Raw genomic sequence first — 11,587 nt, forward strand, 5'->3', positions numbered from 1 at the left:
AAAATCATTAGAAGTTATTCGTAATTTGATTAGTAATATAAAATATATTTTTTCAGATAATAATTTTATTTACATAGAACTAATTGATTCTATTCCTATTCAAGATGAAAATTTAGAGCTAGTTGATTGTTCTAGAATAGAAAAAAAGATGCCAAGGTTAAGTGATATATTCCCTGGAATCAGAAGTTTTTACTTACTTGGGGATATTTTTCTTATTAACCCAAAAAAAGAGATAGATAAAACTCTTTTAGCAGAAGTTATACTAAAGATAAACCCTAAAGTAAAGACTATATTTTTAAGGAAAAAAGTTGGCGGAGAATTAAGAATTAATGAACTAGACTTTTTAGGAGGGGAATATAAAACAAACACCGTATACAAAGAAAATGGGATCAATTTTTACGTAGACATTAGTAAAGTATATGTAAACCCTAGTTTGTCTGCAGAAAGAGCTAGGACAGCTAGCGAAATAGAGTGTTCTGGTGTAATTTTAGATGCGTTTTGTGGTTATGGTGCGTTTACCTTATATTTCTTGAAAAAATGTGGATATGTCGTTGCTGGGGATTTAAACATAGAAGGTCTCTATATGTTACAAAAATCTATCTCTCTAAACAAATTAAAAGGAGTTGTTGATATTATTCAATACGACGCAGAGTTTTTACCATTTAGAAATAAGAGTTTTTATTTAATAATTGGCGATAATCCTACTTTAATAACTAATTTTAAGCAAGAATTATGCAGAGTTGGAAAAGAAGTACTATTCTATATTCTTAGTAGAGATGAAAAGGAAGCAAAAGAAAAATTAGGGGAGGGGAAATGGACTCCTATTAATGAGTATTCTAAGGATCTCAGAGTCTTCAAGGGCAGAGTCAGATGCAACAATGTAAGCAATTAGCTCTGTCTCTTTATTTTTTAATTCTTCTATTAAATCTCTTCTTATATCTCTAGCTGATTTATCTGCTCTAATCATTACTGTAGAATCTGATATAAAATCTGATTTTCTTACTATGATTTTCTCTTTACTTTCTAGTGTTAATCTAGGATCACCTATTCCATGAATTATTTCAACTTTGTCTCTTACCTTGATTACTAGGTACACGTAAGCTCCCTTTTTTATTAGTTCTTTTACATCAGACGATAAGTCATAAGCAGATTTATTACTTTCAATTCCAATGATACAGTCCCCTCTAGTAGTAAGAAAATTATCTTTAGTAATTTCTAACGTGTTTCTATGAGTTGCCTTAACATTTATATGTCCATGAGCTTTTACCACATCAACTGCTATCATCTTCTTTTGCTAGTATAAATGTAAATCCTCTTACTTCAATAAGTTTTGCTCTGGTCATTGTAGCTATTTCTTTAGCAAAACTCTCTCTATCATCCACATCTATTCCTATTTTAACTTTGATGACTTTGTGATCTTTCAATCTTCTGTTTATTTCATTAATTATCTCATCATTAACTCCTCTTTTACCTATTCTCACATCCGCATGACTAGTCTTTGCTCTCTTTATTAGTTGCTTTAGATTGTAATTTATATCTTCTTGTCCATCCACAATATATACATGTCCTTACCAAGACTTTATTTTTTATTCTTCTCCTTTCTGATATCCCAACGATTAATGGTACAAAACATTTTCTACAATACAATCTTTTATATTCTAAAGGAATTTTAAAACCTATTTTGCGTGAATAAAGTAACGCAAGTCGTACATATCTTCTCGCTAGGTCTATATCATTATTTTTTGTTAACTCCAATGCAAGTTTGATTAATTGGATTGCCCTCTTTTTATAAATCTTTATGTTTTTTACCTTTTTCATTATCAATAACCTTGTGAAGATTAATCTTATTCTACTTGATTCTTCCTTAGAATTAATTCCAAAGGAAATTATAAATCATCCTGCGGTGATAAGTAATGCAAAAAAACGAGGTAAAAAACCAGAGCATATGATACTCGACATATCTTTACATTATCATGCAATGAGAGATTTAGAAAACAGAGAAAAAAGAGGAAGACCTGACATAGTCCATTTAGCTATGATTATGTTTCTAACGGAACAAAGTGATATAAAAGGAGATTTTTTTATACATACGATAGATGGTAAGATTATTAAAGTAAATAATAAAATGAGACCTCCAAAAAACTATAATAGATTCATAGGATTGATGGAACAATTGCTAGTCCATGGCAAAGTTCCAGTAGAGAAAAACGAGAAAACATTAATGGAAATAATAAACATTCAACTTAAAGATCTCAAAGAGAAATATAAATTAGCAATATTAAGTGAAGACGGGGAAAAAGTTAAACCAGACGAATTATGTAACTTAGGCGAAGAGTGGTTAATTGGAATAGGCGCTTTTCCCCATGGAGATTTTTCTGATGATATAAAAAGATTGGCTGACCAGTATTTCTCCATCAGTAGCTATAGGTTAGAGACTCATCAAGTAGTTTGTAGGCTTATTTCTGGTTGTCTCCAGAAACTAATTTGGCCTTAGCCTTAACCAAAATTATTCCTCCAGGGGAAGGAGTCATAGATATTATATGAAACCCGTATTCCTCTAAAATTTTCTTAAGTATATTTGAGGCGCAAGTAGTAGACTCTATTCCAAAACCGGAACCAGTTATCCTTAGATCTATTATATCACCATTTTGCTTAATATATATGTCTTTTATTGGTAAGATTTCCCTGATTTGGTCATAAATATTCATAAGTTCACTCAGTGTAGAGGCTTTTGTTTTTAGATATGAAGCTATCTGTACTCCAGTTGTCTCACAAATTTCAGCTACCTTATTTTGATCACTTTCATAAGCTATTTTAATTAAATTCTCAAGATACCATACGGTTACAGGGACTATCTCAAGGTCTTTTACAATTTTATAATACTCAACTAAGGACATAAGAGTTTCTGAGTCTCCCCCTTCTTTTAGGATTTCAGCCACTGCTTTTAATGCTAGGTTTGTAATAGCAAAGAGTGTATACCCCTTTCTCTTTGCTTCTTGTTCAAGTTCTTCAAGGACATCTGAATCTGCTGCTATGTTTACTCTCGGCAAAGTTACACCACAAGATACTATTAAAAAAGGCTATTAAATAGCTTATCTTTCCTAAAATTTTAAAAAATTAGTGATGAGGTGTAAAGGCTATTATATCAAAGATAACGAATAATATTAAGAGTATTACAAAGCCTCCCAAATACCAGTTATCATACTTGAATAATGCTTTTATAAGATCTCCAAACGAGTTAATTTCTCCTTCATTCTTCTTTTCAGCCATTTCCTGCACCTTATAAAACTTATTCAAGTTATAATTAATAAATTTTAGTGTCTTGTAACTTATAAAAACCAAGTTAAAGTATGTGAGACTTATGTCGTTTTCTTTCTTTTTTGATTTAACTACAATCTGAGTATATAAGAAGGTGAGAATTTTTAGCTTTCCGTTCTATTTTTATCATGTGGATTTTGCAAAAATAATAAGGACATTAAGGGTTGTGGGACCAAATATTGAGCTAGCATCGAGACTTACTAATACTGAACAAGAAGTTCTTTTTGGTTTTCTTAAAGGAATAAAAGGACTACAATTCACACCAATAACAAACGTGGATTCGATAGCAATATCTAAATCGGGGTTTATTAGAAGAAGCATTAAGAACACTAGGGGTTTAGCTCTTGAAGGAAATCTAAACGTTGTTGAAATCAGAAACTATTCTGGAATTCCGGACACTTATAATTGGATAAAAGATGATTGGGATATTTCCCTAGAGCTAAAAGGTGATTATGTAAGTATATATCCTTATGAGTTCGCTAGAAAAGTAACTCTTACCGCTATAAAGTCTTTATCTCTGAAAGAGCCGATATTAAGTATGATAAACTCTTCTATAATAAAGGGCTTTATAGTAGACTATGGTAAAAGAGATTTTTATATAGATTTGCTTACATTTAATTTGGATGTATTAAATTTTATTGAATATATTCCATTTATTCGAATTTCTTATTTTTTGAAAACTAAAGAAGAAGAGTTTCCTTTATATCTTAGTGAATTATATGTGCCAGAGAAATTTCTTGTTTTTATTATGAAAATTATAAAAGATATTTGCAACAGAGAATGCGAAATTCTTATTTCAGCTGATAGTTATTTTTCTTCTAAGAAAATCATATGATATCTATCTTTTTGACTCTTGGTAATATTCCTCTTTCTGCTGTTAGATTATAGAACATTTCCATGCCTTTCCTAACCTCTTCCAAAGGTACATTATATTCTTGGATATCAGCCCAGATTGTCTTTCTTATAATTTCCTCATCCATCTTTTCCTTTTGAGCTTCTGCCATTATCTCGGCATCTTTTTTAATTATTTCATCTAAGTTCTTTTCGGCATACTTCTTACTTTTTTCATAAACTTCTTTAAACTTAAGAGCAATATCCTTGCCTAAGTCTTTACTTATTACAACAGTTCCCAAAGGCATAGGAAGATTACCAGCTAAGTTTTTCCAAAGATCCCACATACTTGTAACTCTATGAACTTTAATACCTAGTTTTTCCAAAGCAAACATCATCTTTATCTCATGTACTGCTACTAAAGCGTCTCCCTCCTTTCCTAAAGCTTTTATTTCATCAAGAACTCTCTTAACTATGACTAATTTTCCATATTTTCCAACTAATAGTCTATATAATGTATATGCAGTTGTATTATGGCCATGGACTATTATCCTAGACTTTCTTAGCTCTAAAGGTGAAAGTGGAGAAGTAGAGATTACTGGCATACCAGTTATTCCGTCAACTGCCGAAGCTATAGCGTTTCCTAGTATATAGTAATCGTCTTGAATATAAGGATACATTGCTGCTGAAGGAACTGCAACATCTACCTCTTTTTTAAGAACTTTCTCATTGGTATCTTGAACGGTTGGTATTACTTCAAATTCTAAGTTAAACCCTTCAGGTTTAATTTTTCCTTCAATTAATGGTATAAATGGATACAGGTCTCCAGAATCAGCTAGTGGTCCAACTTTTATTGTTACCATGATTCTTTATATAACTGGGGAGATAAAAAATGTTTGTCGCAGTAGGTTCAACGAATAAGGCTAAAGTCGAAGCCGTAAAAGAGGCATTGAGAATTATTGGCCTTGAGGCAGAAGTTATTAGTTTAAATGTGGAATCTGGAGTTTCTTCACAGCCTTTTTGTCATGAGACTTTTGTAGGAGCTAAAAACAGAGCATATAATGTTTTAAAAAATACTAAAGCTGATTTAGGTATTGGAATAGAAGGAGGAATTTGTGTATATGAAAATAAGTATCTGGCTTTTGCAGTAGTTTATGCAGTAAATAGAGAAGGAATAGAGAATTTCTCTTTTTCAATGGCATTCTCATTACCAGCTTTAATGGTAAAGCATATACTTGACGGGAAAGAGTTGGGTGAGGCTACAGATATAGTATTTTCTACAAAGGGTAGCAAACAACAAGAAGGAGCAATAGGATACCTAACAAAAGTGATTAGTAGAAAAGACCTATATGTACAACCCGTCATATCCGCATTGTACCCGTTCTATAATAAAATAAAATAAACTCTATTGTTTCAACTATTTCCTCGCTATATTTAAGAATAGTTGACCTATCTCTGGTAGTTTAACTGTGTCATGTTCATTCGGTCTCGGTACAGAAGCCAAAAATACTCCATACTGTTCTCTTTTACCATCTTTACTAGGTTCTCCGTAAGGCGAAAATACTATAAAATCGTCAACCTTGTTTATAATATCCTTGACTAACCCATCCACTGCCTTGTATATTTCGCATTTATCTTTTCCATCTTGAATTAAGAATCTGTCTATTGAATTTACACTGGCAATAACAGGTCTTTTATCTATGTGTTGAAGAATTGCATCCTTTACCTCCTTGATTTCCTCATCTACTGTAGTTGATGTATCGTAGGGTAAACTAACCTCACCATATGTAGGATTAGTAATAGGTATATTGACAAGTAAAGAATCAGTCATTTTAGCTAATTTTAACTCAGGGACGCTAGGAAGAAAAGTTTCTGTTTTTTGGTAGTCCATCTGCAAGACACTTAACCACGAAGGAGCTGGGTGGTAATTAAACTCTTTGTTTACTACCACTCCCCTAAATGTACTACTAAAAAGCATTAATAAAAATCTAGGGTTACATTTCATAAAACTAGAATAACTAAGCCCTGGAATACCTAAAAGAACGGGCTTCACTTTATTCACCTAGTAGACTCTTTATTCTAACCTCTATCTCTTCTCTAGGTACAGCACCTATAATCTCATCTACAGGCTCTCCGTCTTTAAAGAATATGACAGTAGGCAAGCTCATTACGCCGTATCTTGACGCTATATCTGGGTTCTCATCACTGTTAATCTTTCCAAATCCAACTTGTGGATAATCATGTGCTAACTCTTCGATTATTGGGGCTAATATTAGACATGGTGCACACCATTCAGCCCAAAAATCAACAACTGCAATTTTATGTGAAGCTAGGAATGAGTCGAAGGTTTTACTATCTAGGTGAGCTACTTCTGGCTTACTAGAATGTTGCATAAGTTTTTTGGCCTTTTCCTCTAAAAGTTTCTCTAATTCGGGGTCTTTTTCAGTGTTCATAGATATTTTTAGCTCCTCGTCATTTAAAAAGTTTATTTTATATTATATTTTATAAGTAATTTATGGCTGATATAACTATAATCGGTGCTGGAATAACTGGACTCCTTGCAGCTAAAATGTTTAAAGGTGAGGCTGAAATTTTTGAGGAGAAATCAACGATAAACCAAGTTAATTCAAACGCAAGTCTGTGGACAATCATCCCTCCTTTATGTGGCAACCATTTTAACGAATGTGAAGATGCAATAAGCTTTTATGAAAAACTCGGTACAGAATACAATATATATTACAAGAAAACCTTTACTCTTACTGATAAGGAACTAAATAATAATGAAATTAGTGAAAGTATTGTTCATGAATTAGAACCAAGTATAAGACTAGATAGTAAGCTAAGGAAAATAGAAAAAACTATGTTCATTGAAGGAGACGAGCTTATTAGAAAACTAGCTTCAGAATTAAATATACATTTTAGTAAAAAGATAACTAGACTAGGAGTATTTAATAATGAAGTAAAATATATAGAGACAGAGTCTGGAGAGAAAATAAATGTAGAAAGGTTAATTATTGCTGCTGGCTATTGGACAGAAAATTTAGTATCGTTAAATCTTTCTCCGTTTAAAGGACATCTAGTTATAACAAAAAGTCCTTATGATCTTTCTGGTATAATTTTCTACAAAGGTAAGATCATAGTAAAGGGAAAAGAAAATGTATATATTAATGGTGACTCGCTAAAAGATTCTTCATCGGCTATTAATTATGATATAGTAAAAGATCACATAGCAGTTACATCGCAGATTTTCCCCATAAAGACTTCAGATATAAAAATCAGAGTAGGTATTAGAAGTGTTTCTAGTGACGGTGAGCCCATAGTAAGGCAAATTTATAAGAATGCAGTAGTTATAGCTGGTTATAGATTTGGTTTTGCATTAGCACCTTATATGGTAAGTAAAGCACTAAAAATAATTGAGGGTGTTTAGATGGATATAAAGGTTATTTATTCACTTTCGGATCCAGTAGGTAAGACAATAAGAAAACTTGGATATAAATTTGAAGAAATTGAAGAGGATGTAATAGATTTCAGATATGAAAAAGGAGATGCCATAGTAATTTTCTCTAGGCACGAAAGCTCTGCTAATGTTCCCTCATTGACCGTTCATCACCCTGGCAATCCTTCAGATAAAATTATGGGAGGTGAACCAAGAAAACTTAGCTTTTCTTTTCCTTCTCTTTTAACTTCAATATTCAGAGAAATACGCACGATAAATGTTGGGATAGAAAAAGCTATAGAAGCTACTCATCATGGTCCTACCTATCAAAGAATCCCTGTTATTTTTGTGGAGGTCGGCAGTTCAGAAGAATATTGGACAAATGAAAACATAGTTAGAGAATTAGTTGAAGCTACATTAAGAGGTATAGATAATTATACCAATATACAATGCGAAAATAGAATTGTAGGTTTCGGTGGATCTCATTACACTCCTTATTTTTCTCAATTAGCAGAAAAAGAATGTATTGGTCATATCATCTCTAAATATTATCTGAAAGAACTTTCAGACGATGTTATTTTACAAACCATATCTAAATCGATAGAGAAGATAAATGAAGTAATCTTTGATAATGTTAACTCAAAAATACGGGAGAAAATAACTTCAGTTTTGAAAAATTATAACTTAGAGTTTAAGTCTAGATAATAATTCATTAGTTAAAAGTGGAGTTCCTATAGCTAATATTTTACAATTATTAGCATCCTTACAATCTACAAGAGTTATGCTCGCATTTGGAAAATGTAAACCCCATGCAGAGACGTCATCTAAATCAAGGATATGTGATAAAAACGCTTTAATCGGATCATGATGTGTAACAGCAACTATAGTTGAACTTTCTTGAGATAATATTGCATTTACAAAGTTTACCATTCTCTTTTTTAATAGTTCCCATGGTTCAAGTCCTTTTATACTCATTTCCTTTCTTGCAATACGTAACTTCCAGTGGTCTCCTTGGTCTATTCTTTTATTGTTAAGTTCTCCTAGTTCTCTTTCTCTCAATCTTTCATCCACTATTGGAATTATGCCTAAGGCCTCTCCAATTATTGTAGCTGTCTGGTAAGCTCTTAGTACAGGGCTTGTATAGATTTTTTTAGGATTAATTTTTTTCAGCTCATTAGCAGCATTAAGAGCTTGTTTCCTTCCTTCTTCAGTTAAAGGATAATTGTTTATATCATCAGATAATATTTTATTTACATTAGATACTGACTGTCCATGTCTTATAAATGCTATCAAGGTCATCATGATTTTTTAATCGAAGGATCTTAATATTATTATCGTAAGAAAGATTTTTGAACTTTTAATACAATATAAAATACATGGATTTAACGATAGGTGTTATAGGAAATAAAGTTGTTCATGTGGTTAAAGAAAATGATTTAATTAGAGATGCAGCAAAAGAGATGAAGGAACATAACTTGGGAGCTCTTGTGGTTATTGATGATTCTGGTAAGGTTATTGGTATATTAACTGAAAGAGATTTAGTTAAAGTAGTAGCTGACGGGAAACTAGATGCTAAAGTAAAAGATTATATGACAAAAGATGTAATTGGAGTTACAGAGGACACTCCAATTACAGATGCTTTAGAAGTTATGTTAGATCACGGTTTTAGGCATTTACCTGTTATTGGTAAAGATGGTAAAATAAATGGTATCGTTTCAATAAGGGATTTATCAAAAGCATTATTAGATCCTCACTTTTTTCAATTCAAAAAAGAAGCAGGAGAAGTAAAAGGTTCTGGTTATGTATGCCCAGTCTGTGGAGTAGAAATTGATGAATATGGATATTGTAACTGTGGCACCGGTTCTGGCTGATTAAATTTAAGTATTAGAATTCATTTTTTAGACTAATGATAATATTCTATGCAATAGGTGAAAGAGAAAGGGCTAAAGAATTAGTTAAGATAATAACGAAAACAAGATGGAAAACCGTATCTAAACATGCTATAAAAATTTCTAGTTCTTCAATCGGTGCTTCAGTAGTACTATTTAAACCAACTAAGGCTAGCTTAGCAGTAGCTTTTTGGTTAAAGCAGAAAGCAGAAGAACTTGGTATGGTTGCATTAGTTGGCTGGTTTACCGAGATTACAAAAATTCCTCCAGATGTAGAAGAGGCTGTAAAAACTGACTTGAATAAGCTTCTTATGAAACAACTTGATGTGCAATGGTCACCGGAACTGTCTCATTAGATAATTGTACCATTTCATCACTTCTAGTTATTATTATATAGTCTACTACACCGTTTAAATACCTTAGTAACTTCTCAAATCTTTTTTGATCAAATGTCATGAAAGATTCATCGGCTATAAAGTAAGGAGTCTTGAAGTATTCTTTCAATGCTACTAGAACTAAAATTAAAGCTACAGTAGTTCTTTCAGATGATGAAAGTTTTCTAATTTCTAGTTCTGTTCCTCTTCTTTTTATTATAAGCCGATAGTTATTATCGATTTCCGCAGTAAAATCAAATTCTAATTCCTTAAGTAGCGATGTAGCCATTTCACTAAATCTCTCTCTTATTACTGTTAACCTTCTTATGTACTCTCTCTCAAGCTCATCAATTTGTTTGCTAAAATCTTCTATCTGATTCTGAATACTTGTCATTTCTTCTAATATTTTACTTGAGACACCAAGCGTTTGAAGCTGATATTCTAAATCACCTCTTCTCTTTTCTAAGTCCTTTAACTTTTTGTCAATCTCTGTTTCACTAGTTTCCACGTTGTATGACTCTGCTATCTCATTTATTTTTTCCTCTAGGTCTTTAATCTGTCTTTCAAAATCAGCTATTTGATGATTTAGCATTTCTATTTTGGTAGTTAGACTTTCTTTTTGAGACTCTTTATCAGCTAAAGTTTTTTCAGCCCTTTCTATTTCTTTTAGTTTACTTTCTAGCTCGTTTTTCTTTAAAACTATGGAGTTATATTCATTTAGTATCTGTGTTTTTGTCATATTAATATTTTCTATTTCTTTTAGTATTACATCCATCCTTGTTTTCCAAATAGAAGGATCTACTTTGCTTCCACATACGTGGCAGGTGCTTGCGTGTTCCTTCTCCGATTCCTTTACTTCATCCAAGACTCTATTTAATACGCCTATTTCTATCTCAATAGAATTACGTTTAGCTGATAATTCTTGGAGCTTTTTATCTAGATCTGCAATTTCACTCCTAATCTTTTCCTTGAGTGAAGCATCTGTTTTTTTCTTTAAATCTTCTATTTCTTTATTGAGTTTTTCTAACCTGGCTATATTGTCTTTAAGTTCTTTCTGCTTCGCATCAACTCTACTTTTTAGCTCATATAGCCTATTTTGTCTTGTTAAAATAATGCTTTGAGTTGTATTTAGCTTTACATTTTTCTTTTCTCTTTCTAGTCTTTCTATCTCATTATCAATTTTAGCCAGCTCAGTGGTTATATCTTTGATTTCTTGGTATTTTCTAGATAGATCATTATATCGGCCTCTTAGATCAAATAATTTCTTTTCTAAATCCTCTTTTTTAGCCTTTATCTCTTGAACCCTAGAAGTCTTTGAGATAAACCATTCTACGTTCTCGTCGCCTGTTATTATTCTCGCTAATAATTGATTTTCTGGTGAGAAATATGATAATAATAATGCTCTTTCATCATCCATTATTAGGTTTTTCTCTTCCTCTATTTTATTTCTAATTCTGTGAAATCTTCTATAATATATTTTGCCATCCATTTCAACTTCCACATAACCTTCGTCACTAAATACATTCAACAAATCTGCTGCTGTTATTGATGAGGTTAATAGAGACACAAGAGCTTTTGTCAAAGATGTTTTTCCGTAAGCGTTTGGGGCTTTATATATTGTCAGTCCTTTCTCTAGAGAGAGAGTAAGCTCTCTAGTTATGCCTCCTATGTTTGATACTCTAACCTTCATTGATTATGCTTTACTTTCTATCCTTAAAAGGTTTATGGCATTTTAAATA

General features: G+C 31.9%; 18 protein-coding genes. 8 read left to right on the forward strand and 10 right to left on the reverse strand.

Annotated features, from left to right (window positions below; all coding sequences use genetic code 11):
• The first annotated feature begins 148 nt into the window (after nucleotides 1-148).
• Nucleotides 149-892, forward strand: coding sequence for a methyltransferase domain-containing protein (locus AC3OCB_RS06250; RefSeq protein WP_498341545.1), 744 nt, complete (start codon nucleotides 149-151; stop codon nucleotides 890-892).
• On the opposite strand, the gene AC3OCB_RS06255 is transcribed toward AC3OCB_RS06250, so the two are convergent.
• Genes AC3OCB_RS06255 through AC3OCB_RS06265 form a run of 3 tightly spaced genes read right to left on the reverse strand, consistent with a single transcriptional unit; the run spans nucleotide 800 to nucleotide 1,818 of the window.
• A complete protein-coding gene (locus tag AC3OCB_RS06255; RefSeq protein ID WP_498341467.1) occupies nucleotides 800-1,285 on the reverse strand; it encodes a DUF371 domain-containing protein in 486 nt (161 codons plus the stop codon). The genes AC3OCB_RS06250 and AC3OCB_RS06255 overlap by 93 nt on opposite strands.
• The gene (locus AC3OCB_RS06260; protein WP_498341468.1) at nucleotides 1,272-1,553 is read right to left on the reverse strand and encodes a YhbY family RNA-binding protein; all 282 of its coding nucleotides are present in this window, start codon (nucleotides 1,551-1,553) and stop codon (nucleotides 1,272-1,274) included. Before AC3OCB_RS06260 ends, AC3OCB_RS06255 begins: the two co-directional genes overlap by 14 nt.
• A complete protein-coding gene (locus tag AC3OCB_RS06265) occupies nucleotides 1,492-1,818 on the reverse strand; it encodes a ribonuclease P protein component 4 (RefSeq protein WP_498341469.1) in 327 nt (108 codons plus the stop codon). The genes AC3OCB_RS06260 and AC3OCB_RS06265 overlap by 62 nt, the downstream gene beginning before the upstream one ends.
• On the opposite strand from AC3OCB_RS06265, the gene AC3OCB_RS06270 reads away from it, so the two are divergent.
• Nucleotides 1,817-2,494 carry a 16S rRNA methyltransferase gene (locus tag AC3OCB_RS06270; RefSeq protein ID WP_498341546.1) on the forward strand — a complete coding sequence of 226 codons (678 nt, stop codon included), beginning with the start codon at nucleotides 1,817-1,819 and terminating at the stop codon, nucleotides 2,492-2,494. The two genes, AC3OCB_RS06265 and AC3OCB_RS06270, sit on opposite strands and share 2 nt — an antisense overlap.
• Here AC3OCB_RS06270 and AC3OCB_RS06275 read toward each other — a convergent pair.
• Entirely contained in the window at nucleotides 2,457-3,050 is a 594-nt protein-coding gene (locus tag AC3OCB_RS06275; protein ID WP_498341470.1) for a hypothetical protein, read from the reverse strand. The two genes, AC3OCB_RS06270 and AC3OCB_RS06275, sit on opposite strands and share 38 nt — an antisense overlap.
• Nucleotides 3,051-3,117: 67 nt before the next feature.
• Complete coding sequence (locus AC3OCB_RS06280; RefSeq protein WP_498341471.1) at nucleotides 3,118-3,270, reverse strand: hypothetical protein; 153 nt, start codon at nucleotides 3,268-3,270, stop codon at nucleotides 3,118-3,120.
• Nucleotides 3,271-3,448: 178 nt separating this feature from the next.
• Here AC3OCB_RS06280 and AC3OCB_RS06285 point away from each other — a divergent pair, with 178 nt between their 5' ends.
• Nucleotides 3,449-4,153, forward strand: a complete 705-nt coding sequence (locus AC3OCB_RS06285; RefSeq protein ID WP_498341472.1) for a hypothetical protein — start codon at nucleotides 3,449-3,451, stop codon at nucleotides 4,151-4,153.
• Here AC3OCB_RS06285 and AC3OCB_RS06290 read toward each other — a convergent pair.
• The gene (locus AC3OCB_RS06290; protein ID WP_498341473.1) at nucleotides 4,146-5,012 is read right to left on the reverse strand and encodes a menaquinone biosynthesis family protein; all 867 of its coding nucleotides are present in this window, start codon (nucleotides 5,010-5,012) and stop codon (nucleotides 4,146-4,148) included. The genes AC3OCB_RS06285 and AC3OCB_RS06290 overlap by 8 nt on opposite strands.
• 29 nt (nucleotides 5,013-5,041) lie before the next feature.
• Between AC3OCB_RS06290 and yjjX the strand changes: the two genes are divergently transcribed.
• Nucleotides 5,042-5,551 (forward strand): inosine/xanthosine triphosphatase, encoded by a 510-nt coding sequence (gene yjjX, locus AC3OCB_RS06295; protein WP_498341474.1) that lies wholly within the window; start codon nucleotides 5,042-5,044, stop codon nucleotides 5,549-5,551.
• Nucleotides 5,552-5,566: 15 nt separating this feature from the next.
• Here the strand turns inward: yjjX and AC3OCB_RS06300 are convergent, their stop codons facing one another.
• Together AC3OCB_RS06300 and trxA are read right to left on the reverse strand one after the other, a co-directional pair.
• Nucleotides 5,567-6,202 (reverse strand): hypothetical protein, encoded by a 636-nt coding sequence (locus tag AC3OCB_RS06300; RefSeq protein ID WP_498341475.1) that lies wholly within the window; start codon nucleotides 6,200-6,202, stop codon nucleotides 5,567-5,569.
• Nucleotide 6,203: 1 nt separating this feature from the next.
• Entirely contained in the window at nucleotides 6,204-6,602 is a 399-nt protein-coding gene (gene trxA, locus AC3OCB_RS06305) for a thioredoxin (protein WP_498341476.1), read from the reverse strand.
• Between the two features lie 62 nt (nucleotides 6,603-6,664).
• Here trxA and AC3OCB_RS06310 point away from each other — a divergent pair, with 62 nt between their 5' ends.
• Nucleotides 6,665-7,576 (forward strand): FAD-dependent oxidoreductase, encoded by a 912-nt coding sequence (locus AC3OCB_RS06310; protein WP_498341477.1) that lies wholly within the window; start codon nucleotides 6,665-6,667, stop codon nucleotides 7,574-7,576.
• Nucleotides 7,577-8,290: a D-aminoacyl-tRNA deacylase gene (locus AC3OCB_RS06315; protein WP_498341478.1), complete on the forward strand. Its 714-nt coding sequence runs from the start codon at nucleotides 7,577-7,579 to the stop codon at nucleotides 8,288-8,290.
• On the opposite strand, the gene AC3OCB_RS06320 is transcribed toward AC3OCB_RS06315, so the two are convergent.
• The gene (locus AC3OCB_RS06320) at nucleotides 8,270-8,884 is read right to left on the reverse strand and encodes a 2,3-diphosphoglycerate-dependent phosphoglycerate mutase (RefSeq protein WP_498341479.1); all 615 of its coding nucleotides are present in this window, start codon (nucleotides 8,882-8,884) and stop codon (nucleotides 8,270-8,272) included. The genes AC3OCB_RS06315 and AC3OCB_RS06320 overlap by 21 nt on opposite strands.
• A 77-nt stretch (nucleotides 8,885-8,961) precedes the next feature.
• On the opposite strand from AC3OCB_RS06320, the gene AC3OCB_RS06325 reads away from it, so the two are divergent.
• Together AC3OCB_RS06325 and AC3OCB_RS06330 are read left to right on the forward strand one after the other, a co-directional pair.
• Nucleotides 8,962-9,456 (forward strand): CBS domain-containing protein, encoded by a 495-nt coding sequence (locus AC3OCB_RS06325; protein ID WP_498341481.1) that lies wholly within the window; start codon nucleotides 8,962-8,964, stop codon nucleotides 9,454-9,456.
• A gap of 35 nt (nucleotides 9,457-9,491) precedes the next feature.
• Entirely contained in the window at nucleotides 9,492-9,830 is a 339-nt protein-coding gene (locus tag AC3OCB_RS06330) for a hypothetical protein (RefSeq protein ID WP_498341482.1), read from the forward strand.
• Here AC3OCB_RS06330 and AC3OCB_RS06335 read toward each other — a convergent pair.
• Nucleotides 9,784-11,538 (reverse strand): archaea-specific SMC-related protein, encoded by a 1,755-nt coding sequence (locus AC3OCB_RS06335; RefSeq protein WP_498341483.1) that lies wholly within the window; start codon nucleotides 11,536-11,538, stop codon nucleotides 9,784-9,786. The two genes, AC3OCB_RS06330 and AC3OCB_RS06335, sit on opposite strands and share 47 nt — an antisense overlap.
• Nucleotides 11,539-11,587: the final 49 nt, after the last annotated feature.

It is taken from the genome of Sulfurisphaera sp. (assembly GCF_059755235.1).